The 14,409-nt window shown below is 67.7% G+C and carries 12 protein-coding genes; 6 read left to right on the forward strand and 6 right to left on the reverse strand.

What is annotated here, in order from left to right; genetic code table 11:
* The first annotated feature begins 62 nt into the window (after positions 1 to 62).
* The gene (gene gltX, locus S2M10_RS10975) at positions 63 to 1,487 is read left to right on the forward strand and encodes a glutamate--tRNA ligase (RefSeq protein WP_168846086.1); all 1,425 of its coding nucleotides are present in this window, start codon (positions 63 to 65) and stop codon (positions 1,485 to 1,487) included.
* 27 nt (positions 1,488 to 1,514) lie between these two features.
* Positions 1,515 to 2,798, forward strand: coding sequence for a citrate synthase (locus tag S2M10_RS10980; RefSeq protein WP_168846087.1), 1,284 nt, complete (start codon positions 1,515 to 1,517; stop codon positions 2,796 to 2,798).
* Positions 2,799 to 2,936: 138 nt separating this feature from the next.
* Here the strand turns inward: S2M10_RS10980 and S2M10_RS10985 are convergent, their stop codons facing one another.
* The 5 genes from S2M10_RS10985 to S2M10_RS11005 all read right to left on the reverse strand — a co-directional run bounded on the left by S2M10_RS10985 (position 2,937) and on the right by S2M10_RS11005 (position 9,677).
* The gene (locus S2M10_RS10985) at positions 2,937 to 3,407 is read right to left on the reverse strand and encodes an RICIN domain-containing protein (RefSeq protein WP_168846088.1); all 471 of its coding nucleotides are present in this window, start codon (positions 3,405 to 3,407) and stop codon (positions 2,937 to 2,939) included.
* A gap of 166 nt (positions 3,408 to 3,573) precedes the next feature.
* Positions 3,574 to 5,427 carry an ABC transporter ATP-binding protein gene (locus S2M10_RS10990; RefSeq protein WP_168846089.1) on the reverse strand — a complete coding sequence of 618 codons (1,854 nt, stop codon included), beginning with the start codon at positions 5,425 to 5,427 and terminating at the stop codon, positions 3,574 to 3,576.
* 160 nt (positions 5,428 to 5,587) lie between these two features.
* Positions 5,588 to 7,540 (reverse strand): glycoside hydrolase family 97 protein, encoded by a 1,953-nt coding sequence (locus S2M10_RS10995; RefSeq protein ID WP_168846090.1) that lies wholly within the window; start codon positions 7,538 to 7,540, stop codon positions 5,588 to 5,590.
* On the reverse strand, positions 7,537 to 8,262 hold the full coding sequence (locus S2M10_RS11000) for a GDSL-type esterase/lipase family protein (protein WP_168846091.1): 726 nt from the start codon (positions 8,260 to 8,262) through the stop codon (positions 7,537 to 7,539). Before S2M10_RS11000 ends, S2M10_RS10995 begins: the two co-directional genes overlap by 4 nt.
* An 86-nt stretch (positions 8,263 to 8,348) precedes the next feature.
* Positions 8,349 to 9,677 (reverse strand): MFS transporter, encoded by a 1,329-nt coding sequence (locus S2M10_RS11005; RefSeq protein ID WP_168846092.1) that lies wholly within the window; start codon positions 9,675 to 9,677, stop codon positions 8,349 to 8,351.
* 159 nt (positions 9,678 to 9,836) lie between these two features.
* Here S2M10_RS11005 and S2M10_RS11010 point away from each other — a divergent pair, with 159 nt between their 5' ends.
* Both S2M10_RS11010 and S2M10_RS11015 read left to right on the forward strand, forming a co-directional pair.
* A complete protein-coding gene (locus S2M10_RS11010) occupies positions 9,837 to 11,480 on the forward strand; it encodes a L,D-transpeptidase family protein (protein WP_168846093.1) in 1,644 nt (547 codons plus the stop codon).
* Between the two features lie 22 nt (positions 11,481 to 11,502).
* Entirely contained in the window at positions 11,503 to 11,826 is a 324-nt protein-coding gene (locus S2M10_RS11015) for a hypothetical protein (protein WP_168846094.1), read from the forward strand.
* Between the two features lie 25 nt (positions 11,827 to 11,851).
* Here S2M10_RS11015 and S2M10_RS11020 read toward each other — a convergent pair whose 3' ends face one another.
* Complete coding sequence (locus tag S2M10_RS11020) at positions 11,852 to 12,238, reverse strand: hypothetical protein (protein WP_168846095.1); 387 nt, start codon at positions 12,236 to 12,238, stop codon at positions 11,852 to 11,854.
* Positions 12,239 to 12,547: 309 nt separating this feature from the next.
* Here S2M10_RS11020 and S2M10_RS11025 point away from each other — a divergent pair, with 309 nt between their 5' ends.
* Positions 12,548 to 14,050 (forward strand): DUF885 family protein, encoded by a 1,503-nt coding sequence (locus S2M10_RS11025; protein ID WP_168846096.1) that lies wholly within the window; start codon positions 12,548 to 12,550, stop codon positions 14,048 to 14,050.
* 82 nt (positions 14,051 to 14,132) lie between these two features.
* A complete protein-coding gene (locus tag S2M10_RS11030) occupies positions 14,133 to 14,405 on the forward strand; it encodes a hypothetical protein (protein WP_168846097.1) in 273 nt (90 codons plus the stop codon).
* Positions 14,406 to 14,409: the final 4 nt, after the last annotated feature.

A 14,409-nucleotide genomic window follows, 5' to 3' on the forward strand; every position in this document is an offset into this window, starting at 1 on the left:
CCGTGCTAGGGGCCTCGGCGGCTGAACTGGCCATCGAGACAACAGACTGGGAGCATGCGCGCTTGAGCGCAACACAAGAAACCACCCCCGCCAAGCCCGTCGTCACGCGCTTCGCCCCCTCGCCGACCGGCTTTCTCCACATCGGCGGGGCGCGCACCGCGCTGTTCAACCTGCTGTTCGCCCGCCACCATGGCGGCAAGTTCCTGCTGCGCATCGAGGATACCGATCGCGCCCGCTCGACCCAGCCGGCGATCGAGGCGATCCTCGACGGCCTGCGCTGGCTCGGCCTCGATTGGGACGGCGACGAAGTCTATCAGTTCGCCCGCGCCGCCCGGCACGCCGAAGTGGCGAACGAGATGATCGCGCGGGGCGCCGCCTATCGCTGCTATCTGACCCAGGACGAACTCGCCGCGATGCGCGCCGAGGCGGAAGCCGCCAAGAAGCCGCTGCGCATCCGCTCGCCCTGGCGCGACCGCACCGACGGCGATCTGTCCGCGCCGCATGTCGTACGCCTCAAGGCGCCGACCGAAGGCGCAGTGACGATCCGCGACCAGGTGCAAGGCGAGGTGACCGTGCAGAATGCCGAGATCGACGATCTCGTGCTGCTGCGCTCGGACGGCACGCCCACCTACATGCTCGCCGTGGTGGTCGACGACAACGACATGGGCGTGACGCACGTGATCCGCGGCGACGACCATCTCAACAACGCCTTCCGCCAGTTGCCGATCTACCGCGCGATGGGCTGGGACGAGCCGGAATATGCCCATATCCCGCTGATCCACGGCGCGGACGGCGCCAAGCTTTCCAAGCGCCACGGCGCGCTCGGCGTCGACGCCTATCGTGACGAACTCGGCCTGCTGCCCGAGGCGGTCTCCAACTATCTCCTCCGTCTCGGCTGGGGGCATGGCGACGACGAGATCATCAGCCGCCAACAGGCAATCGAATGGTTCGATCTGGCCGGCGTCGGCAAGTCACCAAGCCGGTTCGATCTGAAGAAGCTCGAGAACCTGAACGGTCATTATATCCGCCAGTCGGACGATGCGCGACTGGCCGAGCTGGTCGCCGCAAGGCTGCCGTTCGAACCCAGCGACTCGCAAGCCGACCTTCTGCGCCGCAGCATGGCAGCGCTGAAGCCGCGCGCCGCAAATCTCCTCGAACTGGCGGACGGCGCAGGCTTTCTTTTTCGCACCCGCCCACTGGAAATGGACGAGAGCGCGGCCGCTCTGCTAGAGGGCGACGCGCGCACCCTGCTCGCCCAGTTGCACGCCGCGCTTGACGGATTGGCAACGTGGGATACGGAGGCGCTCGAAGCGGCGGTACGCACCGTCGCCGATGCTGCGGGCGTGAAGCTCGGCAATCTGGCGCAGCCGCTGCGTGCGGCGTTAACCGGCCGCCGAACTTCTCCGGGTATCTTCGATGTCCTGGCGCTGCTGGGACGCGAGGAGAGCCTCGCCCGCATCGCAGATCAGATGCGTACGCCCGCCTGAAAACGGGTCGAAGGAAAGGACGACACTATGAGCGATACCGCCAAACTGCATGTTGCGGGGAAAGACGTCGAATATCCGGTCCTCAAGGGCAGCACGGGCCCGGACGTCGTCGACATCCGCAAGCTCTATGCGCAGACCGGCGCCTTCACCTACGATCCGGGTTTCACCTCGACCGCGAGCTGCGAATCGGGCCTGACCTTCATCGACGGCGACGAAGGCGTGCTGCTCCATCGCGGCTATCCGATCGGCCAGCTGGCCGAGCAGTCGAGCTTCATGGAAGTCTCGTACCTGCTGCTCAACGGCGAGCTGCCGACGCAGGACGAGCTGACCAAGTTCGAGAACACGATCACTCGCCACACCATGCTGCACGAGCAGCTGGCGACCTTCTATCGCGGCTTCCGTCGCGATGCGCACCCAATGGCGGTGATGTGCGGTGTGGCCGGCGCGCTTTCGGCCTTCTACCACGACTCGACCGACATCACCGATCCGACGCAGCGCATGATCGCGTCGCACCGCCTGATCGCCAAGATGCCGACGATCGCCGCGATGGCGTACAAGTACAGCGTCGGCCAGCCGTTCCTCTATCCGAAGAACGACCTGAGCTACACCGGCAACTTCCTGCGCATGACCTTCGGCGTCCCGGCCGAGGAATATGAAGTGAATCCGGTGGTGGAGAAGGCGCTGGACCGCATCTTCATCCTCCATGCCGATCACGAGCAGAACGCCTCGACCTCGACCGTGCGCCTCGCCGGTTCGTCGGGTGCCAACCCCTTCGCCTGCATCGCGGCCGGCATCGCCTGCCTGTGGGGCCCGGCGCATGGCGGCGCGAACGAAGCTGCGCTCAACATGCTGCAGGAAATCGGTCGTCCGGAGCGCATCCCCGAGTTCATCGCCCGCGCGAAGGACAAGAACGATCCGTTCCGCCTGATGGGCTTCGGCCACCGCGTGTACAAGAACTACGATCCGCGCGCGACCGTGATGCAGAAGACCGTGCGCGAAGTGTTCGCCGCGCTCAACGTGACGGACCCGGTGTTCGAAGTCGCGCTGCAGCTCGAGGAAATGGCGCTCAAGGACGATTATTTCGTCGAGAAGAAGCTGTTCCCGAACGTCGACTTCTACTCGGGCGTGATCCTGTCGGCGATCGGCTTCCCGACGACAATGTTCACCGCGCTGTTCGCCCTGGCCCGCACCGTCGGCTGGGTGGCGCAGTGGAACGAAATGATCTCGGACCCCGAGCAGAAGATCGGCCGTCCGCGCCAGCTCTACACCGGCCCGACGCAGCGCGACTACGTGCCCGTCAGCCAGCGCTGAGCCCCGGACCCGGGGCTTCGGCCCCGATCGCTATCAAGAAAAACGGCGCCCCGCTCTCGCGGTGGCGCCGTTTTCCGTTCCTGGCGCGAAGCGGACCAGGACGCGGCGAGCGCCGAGCATCCGCCGCGTCGCCAGCGATCAGGCCTCTTCGATTTCGGCGAGGTCCTCCTCCAGCGCCTTCATGCTGGCCTGGAACAGGATCCACTGCTGCGCCGGCGAACCGTTGTTCGGGTACAGCCAGACCGGATTGCCGTTCTGCAGCACCCGGTTCTTGTCATCGACGACCATGCCCGGTGCGCCGACCGACGAGATGAAGCTCTGGTTGCCGAAGAACGTCCATTTCTGCAGATCATTGGCCAGCTGACGATTGCTGACGACGAGCTGCGTCTGGGCGGCCGCGGTGGGCGCCGTCAACGCGAGCGGCGTCGGGCTGGACAGGGTGGCAACCAGGGTGATGTACTGGTTGAACATATTGATGTCCCACAGGATCTGCGCCGGATTGGTCACCATCGAACGCTGCAGGATCACGACCGACGCGCCGGCCTGCACATTCTGCACGCCGAGCACATAATTGGGGTCGAACGCATATTGAATGATCGCCTGAGTCATTGCCCTCTCCTTTGGATTGGAACACGGCACCATTGACGCCGCAGTGCGTGGGCGACCCTTTTCCACAGGAGCGCTGTAGCGGCATCGGCCCTGGTCTGGCGACCACGACACCCTCCGTTCCGGCGGCGATGTCGCCCAGATCGCTCTGGAGCGGAGCGTTCCCAGGTCAGCCGGCGGCCTGCCGCTCCACGACCCGCAACGCCGGGCGCGGGCTGAGCCCGAACATCCGCAGCGCGGTACCGGCAACGAAGCGAGGAAACTCGCGGCGTTCGACCGGAGCGTCCAGCCCTTCGGCCTGCAGCGCCCACAGCCGCTGGAACGCACCGCCTGCGCGCAGCAGCGACAGCGGTGCCCCGTCCTCGACGATCCGGCCATGCTCGACCACGATCACGCGATCGAACCCGACCACGGTCGACAGGCGGTGGGCCACCGCCAGCACCGTGCGGTGCGCCATCAGCGCGTCGAGCGCCTGCTGCACCTCGATTTCCGAACCCGTGTCGAGCGCCGAGGTCGCCTCGTCGAGCAGCACGATCGGCGCCTTGCTCAGGAAGGCGCGGGCGATGCCGATGCGCTGGCGCTGGCCACCCGACAGGTTAGTGCCGCGCTCGCCGACGATCGTGTCATAGCCCTTGGGCAGCAGGGCGATGAAGCCCGCGCAATGCGCCGCCTCGGCCGCCGCACGCACCTCCGCATCGGTCGCGTCGGGACGGGCGAAGCGGATATTCTCGAGGATCGAGCGGTGGAACAGCAGCACTTCCTGCGGCACCACAGCGACCGCCTGGTGCAGGCTGTCCTGCGTCACCTGGTCGATCGGCTGTCCGTCGATCAGCAACCGGCCGCCCTGCGGATCGTGCAGGCGCTGGACGAGCTGGAGGATCGTCGACTTGCCGGCACCCGAGGGGCCGACGATGCCGATCTTCTCGCCCGGGGCGACGGTCAGCGAAAGCTCGTGCAGCACGGGCCGATCCGGGTGGTGGCCAAAGGTGACGCCGTCGATCCGCACCTCGCCGCGCGTGGCGACCAGCGGTGCCGCATCCGGGGCATCGTCCAGCGCGTGGGGGGCGCCGACGATCTCCAGCGTCTCGCGCAGATAGCTGAACTGCTGGCTGGTATCGATCAGCGCCATCGCCAGATCGCGCGAGCCGTTAAGCATGCGGAAGGTCATCGCGCTGACGACGACGACGTCACCCGCGGTGATGCCGCCCGCGATCCAACGCTCGACCGCCCAGACCAGCGCGGCGCCGACCAGGATCACCAGCGCAACGTCGTGGAGCACGCGGATGCGCTCGACGAACATCCAGCCGCGCTTCTGCGCCGCCGCCTCGGTCTTGAAGAAGCCGGCGAGACGCTCGGATTCGCGGCGGCGGGCGCCGAACGACTTGATCGCGGCGATGTTGCCGACCAGGTCGACCAGCTCGCCGCCGCTCTCGCTGGCGGCGCGGGCGAAGGCCTTGTGGTATTTGTCGCCGCGCATGCCGAGGAACACCAGGCCCGTGCTCGCCGCGACGAAGATGCCGGTGATCGCCACCGCCATCCGCCAGTCGATCGCGAGGAAGATCAGCAGCGCGCCGCCGAACGCGATCAGCGGCGGCGTGATCTCCATCAGGATGCGGTGGGTGAGCGCCTGGAACGAGCCGGTCAGCGCACCGACGCGGTGCCCCAGCGAGCCGCCGCGCTGGTTCTGGAAGAAGCCGATATGGTGGCCGGTCAGATAATGGAACATGTCGAGCCGGATGCGCACGCCGCTCGCCACGGTGATGTTGCACAACAACATCGCCGCGCCGCGGACCAGCCCGTTCTCGAGCGCCACCAGGCCGACAAAGGCCGCGAGCGCGACATAGACCGCCATGTGCGACGGTGCTGCAACCGTCATCGAGTCGATCAGGAGCTTCATCGCATATTGCACGCCCACCGCGCTGGAGGCGCCGCCCACGACGAGCAACGCCAGTAGCGCGAAGGCGAGCGGCCGTCGCGTGACATAGTGGAGCAGGAACCGAGCCGGGCTCTTCAGAAACGGCATGTCGTTCCCCTTCGGGGTTTTCGGGCGCTGCATTGCAACAATCATGCGCCCGAAAAGACCCATCCGCGGATGAACCCTTTGTGAACTTTCCGGAAAGGGAAGATAAGCGGTGGAGATGCGTCGATGAATTGCGGCCAAATCGGGGCAGGCTTGCCTTGGCTCAGCGATCCTCGAAGATGGCGGCTGCGCCCCCTGTCGCCGCAAGGTTCAGCGTCAGCACCGTGGCGGCGTCAACGCGGCGGCGTTCCACCTGCACCGCGTCCGGCGCAGCGCCATCGGTCCAGATCCGCGCGTCGGCACCACGGGGGCCGAGAAATGCGAGCGGAACCGTAATGCTGCGCGCCTTCTCGGCGTTCATCGCGCCGAGGTACCAGCTTCTGCCCTTACGGCGGGCGAGCACGATATATTCGCCGGTTTCACCGGCCAGGAAGCGGGTCTCGTCCCAACTCGTCGGCACCGCCTTGAGGAACTCGAACCCTGCAGGGCTCGCCGCATAGGTGTCCGGGCTGTCCGCAACCGCCGCAAGCGGCGACAGATAGACGACGTACATCGCCAGGCCGTGCGCGCGGGTGGTCTGCACCAAAGGCAGGTCGTTGCGGATCTGGAAGCGCCCCGGCGCCACGTTGCGGAAGCCGCCCGGGGTATAGTCCATCGGTCCCAGCAGGCCTCGCGTATAGGCGAGCATCACGTTGTTGCTCGCCGTCGCCCGCGCGCTCCACTTGTTGTACTCGGCGCCCATCACGCCTTCCTGCGTCACGAAATTGGGCCAGGTACGGGTGAGCCCGCGCGGCGGGAATGCGCCGTGCAGGTCGACCATCAGGTGATGGCGCGCAGCCGCGCCCAGCAGCTTCTGGTACCAATTGACCATCCATTGGTCGTCGCGGTCCATGAAGTCGATCTTGATGCCGGCGACGCCGAGCTTCTCGTAGAGCGCGAGGGCATCTTCCATCTGCTCGTCGAGCGCCTGCCAATGCGCCCACAGCCACAGCCGAACCTTCTTGGTACGCGCATAATCGGCGACTTCTTGGAGATTGATCGCATCGGCCCATCTGGTGATGTCGACGCCGGGGCGTCGCACCCCACCGCCGCCGGCACCGGCGTACCAGCCCTCGTCGATCATCGTGTACGGGAAGCCGCTCTCGGCGGCGAAATCGATGAACGCCTTGGCCACCGCCGTCGTGGTGCGCTGCCCCGGGAGCTTGGCGAGGACCGGCCCGTTCCACCAGTCCCAGCTGGTCAGGCCCGGCTGGATCCAGCTGGTGTCCTCGATCCTGCTCGGCGTGGCGAGATTGGTGAGCAAGGTCGACTCGTGCAGCTTGCCCAGCTGATCGGCCAGCATCACCACGCGCCACGGGGTCACGATCGGGCTGCCGATGCGGGTGTGGACGGCGACCCGCGGATCGTCGAGCGAGGGCGAAAGCTTGATCTGCAGACCCGGCCCGCCATCGCCGCGACCGGTGAGATACATGCCGGCAAAGTCGATCAGATCCGCCTCGGCGAGCGCGAAGGCGGCCCTGCCCGTCTCACAGGCAAAGGGCAGATCGTACAGATTGTGGTCGCGCAGCCTTGTGGTGTCGACGGGATCGAACTCGCCCTCATGGCTGGAGCCGAAATGGCCTACGTTGAAGCCCCAGCATTTCCATGCCTGCGGGAAATAGAAGCCGGTCCGCTCGTAGCGGACGATCGCTGCCGCCGTTGCCGCCTGCACCGGCACCACGGTGCGGAACGCGACGCCGTCGTCATAGGCGCGAACCACCAGGTCCATCCGTCGCTTGGCGCCACCGCGCTCCTGCAGATGGATGGTCAACTGGTTGTAATGGTCGCGGCCCGCGTCGGCCTTGCCCAGCACGATCTTGTAGCGCGTGTCGGCGCTCGTCGCCTCGCTGCCGGTGATCGCCATGGCGAAGCCGAGCGCGTCGCGATCAAGGTCCAGCGCGATCGGAGACGGCGCGAGGATCATCTCCCCGCGCCGCTGGACCATGTAATTCGGCGTCCCCTGGCGATCGAGCGCGACGACGATGCGGTTGGTGCCGTTTGGCGACACCGCTTCCAGCGTCTGCCCGGCGGCCGGCGCCGCGATCAGCAGCGTGGCGGCGCCGAGCGCGCCCTTCATGCGCCCCGCGCCTTCAGCAACGGTTCGATCACGGTCGCCATCGCGTCATAGCCCGCCTCGGTGGGGTGAACGCCATCATAGGCAAGGCCCGGCTTCATCGCGCCGTTGGCATCGCCCAGCGCCGCGGTGTAATCCACCCAGGTCAGCCGTTCGGCCTTGGCATAGCCCTGCAGCCAGGCGTTGATCTCGCGGATCGGCCCGACCACGTCGAGGCCCGGCCGCCAGGGGAAATGATCGGCCGGCGGCACCGAGGCGAGGATCACGCCGATCCCGTTGGCCTTGGCGATCTGCGCCATCATCCGGAAATTGTCGTAGCTTTGCGCGCGCGTCATCTTGCCGGTGTTGCCGGCGATGTCGTTGGTACCCGCCATGATGTGGACGAAGCGCGGCTTCAGATGGACGACATCGGCCATCATCCGCAACACCATCTGCGGCGTCGTCTGGCCGCCGATACCGCGGCCGACCCGGCCGGGGGTGAAGAAGCCGGGGCGCTTGCTCTTCCAGCCTTCGGTGATCGAATCGCCCAGAAAGACGATGTTGACCTTTTCGCGGGCCGCCAGGATGCGGGCATTGTCCGCGGCGTAGCGGCTCAGTTCCGGGAAATCCTCGTGCAACAGGCGCTCCTTGCGCTGCTCCCAGGTCTCCTGTGTCTGCGCCTGGGCGCGGGCGACGAACGGGAGCGCGAGTGCGCCGGCAAGCAGCGAACGGCGGCGGACGGACATCTCGATTCTCCCTGGGAAGGCTCTGGTCTGGAGGGCCGAGCGTGGCGCAACGCCGCGAGAGCGTCAAACCCCGCCCGGCCTCCCGGTCAATGCAACGAAGCGGCCCCGCCCGCGCGCACCGGGGTCGCGCGGCCGGCGGCGATCGCGAAACCGCACAGCACCACGTAGCACAGCGCCGGCACGATCAGCGCAAAGCCATAGCCGTGCAGATCGGCCACCTTGCCGACCAGCAGCGGCAGCACCGCGCCGCCGACGATGGCGGTGCAGAGCAGGCCCGAGGTCGCCTCCTCGCTCGCGCCCGAGCGCTCGAGGGTGAGCGTGAAGATCACCGGGAACATGATCGAGTTGAACAAGCCGATCGCCAGCGCGACAAAGCCTGCGGTGACGCCGCCGACCGCGACGACATAGAGGCACATCGCCGCGGCGATCACGGCGAACAGCGCCAGCAGCTTGTCGGCGCGGACGCGGGTGAGCAGCAGCGAGCCGAGCGCACGGCCGACCATCGCGCCGCCCCAGTAGAAGGCGACGGCCTTGCCGGCCTCCTGGAGCGAAACGCCGGGCACGCCGTCGCTGCCCATCAGCGTGCCGAGCAGCGGCACCCCGAACGGCGCATCGGACTGGCCCCAGATGCTGTTGTCGTTGAGGAACAGCGCCATCTGCGTGCCGATCGACACTTCGGCGCCGACATAGAGGAAGATGCCCATCGCGCCGAACAGCGCCCAGCGCGAGGAGAAGGCGTCGAACAGGCCGGAGGTGCCCTTGTGCGCAGGCGCGGCATCGCGGACGACGCGGCGGCTGACGAAGAAGAACAGCGCAAGCGCGAGGATCAGCCCGCAGATCCACAGATAGGCAGTGTCGATACCCGCCAGCGCCTCCGCGCGGACCGCCGGATCGACCACCGCGCCCGACTTCACCTCGACGCCCTTGAGGAAAAGATGCGCGCCGAGCAGCGGGGCAAGGAAGGTGCCGAAGGAATTGAAGGTCTGGCTCAGCACCAGCCGGAAATGGCTGCCCTTGGGGTCGCCCAGCGCGGCGGCGAGCGGATTGGCCGCCACCTGCAGCACGGTGATGCCGCTGGCGAGCACGAACAGCCCGAGCAGCACCAGCCAGTAATTGGCGAGATTGGCCGCGGTGAGCATGATCAGGCACGCCGCCGCCATGGTGCACAGCGCGAGCAGGATGGACGGCACCGCCTTCAGTCGCGAGACCAGCGCTGCGGCGGGCAGCGACACCACGAAATAGGCGAAGAAGAACGCGAAGGCGCTCGCCTGTGCCTGCAGATTGGTGAGCGTGAAGATGCCCTTCACCGCCGCGACCAGCGGATCGACCAGCGAGGTGATGAACCCCCAGGCGAAGAACAGCGTTGTTACCGCGGCAAATGCCAGCGTGGTGTGCGTTGAACGTGCGGTGGCCAAGCGATCCCTCTCCTGCCCCAATGGCTTAATCGGGCGCGACGCTTCCCGACAACGTTGGCAAAAGTCAAGCAGGACCGGGTTTTCGCGCTCGCATCGTCGCGCAGGCCTCGCCTATAGGCCGATGCGTTGATAAACGACGCGGCGAGTGGAGTATTGCGCGTGGACGAAGTGAAGAAGCTGACGGTAACCAAAGTGGCGTTGACGAAGGGGGTTGCGGCACTGGCGCTGGCCGGCGCGATCGCGTCTCCCGCAACGGCCCAGTTCCGGCTGATTCCCAAGCCCAAGCCCAGCCCGACGCCGGTCGTCCAGCAGCAGGCCACCCCCGCCAGTCAGGCGCAGGGACAGGCGCCCGCGCGCGCGCAGACGCCGCGCGCGTCGCAGTCCCCGTCACCGGCGGTACAGACGCCCCGGCCGACTCTGGCGCCGCCGCAGGTGCAGCCGACCCCGCTCACGCCCGCACCGGTGGTGCAGGCGACGCCGCTGCCGACGCTGAGCGGCAAGCAGATTGCCGAACTGCGGCAACTGCTCACCGATGCGGGGCTGTCGCAGGGTCTCCGCCGGATGACGAGCACGGTCACGCTCCCGAACGACAGCGACGGCATGGCACGCGCCGCGCTCGATTATGCCCGTGCGGTTCATGCCGGCCGGCTCGATTCGAGCGATTTCATCAACGACTGGGGCCTGCGCCCCGCCGCGTTCGATCCGGCGCCCGGCTTCGCCGACGCGGTGCGGCGTGATCGCCTCGCCGCCTGGGTTCGCTCGCTGCCGCCGCCTTATGCGGGCTATGACGGGCTGGAAAAGGGACTGGTCACCTATCGCGCGATCCTCACATCGGGCGGCTGGGCGAAACTCGCGCCGGGTCCCGATCTCGCCAAGGGGGCCAGCGGGGCGCGGGTGAAGGCCCTGCGCAAGCGCCTGGCGGTGGAGGACAAGCAGGTCTCGTCGACCGGCGACATGTTCGATCAGGACCTGCAGGACGCGGTGCTCCGCGCCCAGCGCCGCTACGGCCTGCGCCCGACCGGTGTCGTCTCGACCGGCACGCTCGCTGCGCTCAACGTCCCGGTCGAGGCGCGCGTACGCCAGATCATGGCGAACATGGAGCGCTGGCGCTGGCTGCCGAAGCAGCTGCCCGCCAAGCGCATCCAGGTGAACATCGCCGCCGCGGTGATGACCATGTTCGAGGGCGACAGCCCGATCGCCTCGATGAAGGCGGTTACCGGGCGCCCTGGCAACGAGACGCCGATGCTGCAATCGCGCATCCATTCGATCGTGCTCAATCCGCCGTGGAACGTGCCGAGCGGCATCGCCGCCAAGGAGCTCTGGCCGAAGGGCGCAGGCTATTTGAAGGCGCATGGCTATCGCATCATCGGCACCGGACCGGATCGCCGCCTGCAGCAGGAATCGGGGCCGCGCAGCGCGCTCGGACGCTTCAAGTTCGACTTCGACAATCCCTATGCGGTGTATCTGCACGACACTCCGGTGCAATCGGGGTTCAACAGCTACAGCCGGCTCGACAGCCATGGCTGTGTCCGCCTGGAGAAGCCGGGCCCACTGGCCGAACTGCTGCTCAAGAACGATCCGGAATGGCAGCCCGAGGCGATCGCCGCCCAGCTGGAAGGCACCAAGACGGTCCGCGTGCGCTTGGCAGAAGCAGACCAGGTCGCGGTCTATCTGCTGTACTGGACCGCCTTTGCCGGCGCCGACGGCTCGATGAACTTCCGCGACGATCCGTACAGCTGGGACAAGCTGCTGGCTGAGAAGATCGAAGCGCGCGCGGCGGTCAGCGCCGCCACCGCCTCCTGAACCCATCGCAAAGGAACCCACGATGAAGCTCCGCACTTTCGCGATCCTGGCCGGTGCCAGCCTCACCCTCGCCGCTTGCGGCAGCGACGACGAGGCCCCCACCCCGCCCGACGCCAATGTCACGGAAATCACCGTGCCGGAAACGCCGGCCGATGTGAACATCTCCACCCAGGAGCCCGTCGCCGCCCAGCCCGCCAACGTCGCACCGGAGCCAGAAGTGACGCCGAGCGAGACGCCGACGCCGTTCAGCGACCGCGAGCAGACCGAGTCCGACGCGGCCGCCACCGGCATGACGTCGCGCATCGATCGCAACGCCGACAGCGAAAATCAGGAAAAGAAGCAGTAAGCGCGACGTTGGGGCGCGCCGCGCGTCAGCGCCCGCGCCCCTCGTTCAATGCAGCGCGGCCCTGGCTGACGCGGGCGAGCAGCACCTCGAGTTGGTCGAGCGAATAGCCCGAGGCGTGGAAGGCGGCGATTTCCTGCTTCGGTAGCGCATAGCCCTTGTGCCAGGCCAGTACGGCGACACGGCGCAGCGCCTCGAGCTTCGAATCCGCGAGCCTGGGGCTCGCGCGATCGCCCCCGAAAAACAGGGCAAACAGGCGGGACCAGCGGCCGGGCGCCTCCAGCGACGACAGGCGGTCACGTTGCGCGATGGCGACGACCTGCCATTCCAGCGCCGTCAGCGTCGCGGCCGTCTCCACCATCCCGCTCGCCGCGAGGGGCTGGCCGTTGAACCCGGAAAAATCAAGATACGCCATCGCCTGCACTCCCTGTACATGCGGATGCAGGCCACCCCGGGCGCGCCGATCGAAAGCGCTGCCTTGGCCGTTCCGCCAATTCGTTCCACCTTGCCCGCGGGCGGCCGTCCGGGTCTCCCCTTCGTCCCGCCGCCGGGCCTGCCGGTATATGCCGGCTCCCTGAACCCACGCTGTCTCTCTGCGCAGATCGTTTCGCTATGGTGTTCCATGTACGCCTGCACGCCGTAACGCCAAGACGAAATCGTACTAGGCAGTACTATAATTTTGAGAGGGTCGCGCCGGTGGGCGGTTTGTCGCATGGTGCGGGCCATGATCCCGCTTTCCCGCCGCTCGCTGCTTGTCGGCTCCGCCGCTGCACTCGCCCTCGCCGGGCGCGCGCGACCGGACCCCGGCGAGGAGGAAAAGGGGTTGCGGGCGCTACTCGATCGCGCCCAAGAGAATCCTGCCGGTGCGTTGACCGCGCTGTCTGCATGGGATGCCGACGCCCTGTCCGCAGGGCGCAGATTCGACCTGCTTGCCGCGCGGTCGGGATTGGCGGTCGATGTCGAACTCGCCCGCCGCTTCCCGTTTGGCAGGCCCGGCCGGAGCCCATATCGCGTCACCCCCACCAGCGGCGCCTGGCTTCGCAGCGATGCGTCCGCTCTCGCGATCGCCGATGAGACACAGGCGCTGCTCGCCGATGCCGGCGCGGGCGTGCGCCTGCCGCGGGGCATGGCGGAACGGACGATCGCGGCGCTGGAGGCGGCGCAGCGGCGGGCGACGGGGCCGCGCGCGGTGGCGATCGGCGACCAGCTCGTCGCGTTGCGCAGGCTCGCCATCGAGGCGCCGCGCCCCGGAATGGTCGCGCTGCCCGAGGGCGCGCGCTATTACACGCTGCTGCTCCGCCGCACGAGCGGTGACGACGTGGATGTCGATGCGCTGCACCGCCGGCTGCTGCGCGAACATGCGGCGGTGCGTGCACAGGCCGACCGGTTGTTCGCACAGATCGGCCTGCGCGGCGGCAGCATCGGCGCGCGCTATCAGGCGCTGTGGCGCGTTGCGCGCTGGCGCTACCCGGACGATGACGCAGGCCGCGACCGCGCGGTGGCGGACATGAACCGGACCCTAGCCACCGCCGCCCTGCACCTGCCCCGCTGGTTCGAGCCGCTGCCGGCGCAGGTGCACGCGGTCCGCGCCGCGCGCATGTCGCCCGCGGAAGAAGCGGCCGGCAAGCAGGGGTACCGCGTGCTGCCGGCGGGAGATCGCCCCGGCCGCTATGTCGTTGATCTGCGCGAGATCGGCCGGCGACCCGCCTGGACCCTCCCGGCCGTCGTTCACCACGAATTGTTGCCCGGCCACATGGTGCAGATGCCGCTCGAGGTGCTGGCAGCCCCCCACCCCCTGCGGCTCGACTATGCCCAGGCCTTTCTCGAGGGATGGGCAATCTATGCGGAGGGCCTCGCCGCCGCCGCGGGACTGTATCGCGGCGACCCCCATGGGGCGCTCGGCTATTGCCATTGGCGACTATTCCGCCTGTGCCGGGCACTGGCCGATCTTGGCATCCATCTCCACGGATGGAGCAGCGATCGGGCGCTCGCCTTCTGGCGAGAGGAGATGGGAGAGCCCGCCTATTTCGCTCCGTTCGCGTCCGATCTCGATCGCATCGTGGTGGAGCCCGCCACGCGTGCAGCGGAAGCGGCCAGCTGGCTGACGATCGAGGATCTTGCCCGTGGGCGACCGCTGGTCGCCTTTCACGCGGCACTTCTCCAGCATGGCCGGATGCGGACCGACATGCTGCATCCGGCCGTCATGGATCGCATGGCGCCAAGATGAACCCCCGCCTACGATCCGGTTCAGGCTGCGGATGCGTCTAGCCGGTTAGTCCTTCTGCATCGAAACGAGGAAGGACTGATCGATGAAACTGGTTCAATGGATTGCCGCCGCCGGCTTCGTCGCGACGGGCCTGGTGGGTGCCACCGCAGCCCAGGCGCAGGATTGGCGCTACCGCGACCATCACGAGCGCCGTTGGGATCGCCACGATCGTCACGATCGCTGGGACCGTCATCGCGGCTGGGATCGCGGCCGCCACTATGGCCGGGGCGGCTATGGCTATGGCTATCGCAGCCGCACGGTGTGCTGGAACGAATGGCGCCACGGCCGCCGCATCGCGGTCTGCCGCCGCCGCTGACCGC

The sequence above is a fragment of the Sphingomonas sp. S2M10 genome, from assembly GCF_012650175.1.
Lineage (GTDB): Bacteria > Pseudomonadota > Alphaproteobacteria > Sphingomonadales > Sphingomonadaceae > Sphingomonas.

Excerpts from the sequence above, each read along its gene's own strand:
- S2M10_RS11020 (WP_168846095.1), bottom strand. The coding sequence starts at position 12,238 with ATGGCGTATCTTGATTTTTCCGGGTTCAACGGCCAGCCCCTCGCGGCG.
- S2M10_RS10985 (WP_168846088.1), bottom strand. The coding sequence starts at position 3,407 with ATGACTCAGGCGATCATTCAATATGCGTTCGACCCCAATTATGTGCTC.
- S2M10_RS11015 (WP_168846094.1), top strand. The coding sequence starts at position 11,503 with ATGAAGCTCCGCACTTTCGCGATCCTGGCCGGTGCCAGCCTCACCCTC.
- S2M10_RS11025 (WP_168846096.1), top strand. The coding sequence starts at position 12,548 with ATGATCCCGCTTTCCCGCCGCTCGCTGCTTGTCGGCTCCGCCGCTGCA.
- S2M10_RS11030 (WP_168846097.1), top strand. The coding sequence starts at position 14,133 with ATGAAACTGGTTCAATGGATTGCCGCCGCCGGCTTCGTCGCGACGGGC.
- S2M10_RS11000 (WP_168846091.1), bottom strand. The coding sequence starts at position 8,262 with ATGTCCGTCCGCCGCCGTTCGCTGCTTGCCGGCGCACTCGCGCTCCCG.
- S2M10_RS10995 (WP_168846090.1), bottom strand. The coding sequence starts at position 7,540 with ATGAAGGGCGCGCTCGGCGCCGCCACGCTGCTGATCGCGGCGCCGGCC.
- S2M10_RS10980 (WP_168846087.1), top strand. The coding sequence starts at position 1,515 with ATGAGCGATACCGCCAAACTGCATGTTGCGGGGAAAGACGTCGAATAT.
- S2M10_RS10990 (WP_168846089.1), bottom strand. The coding sequence starts at position 5,427 with ATGCCGTTTCTGAAGAGCCCGGCTCGGTTCCTGCTCCACTATGTCACG.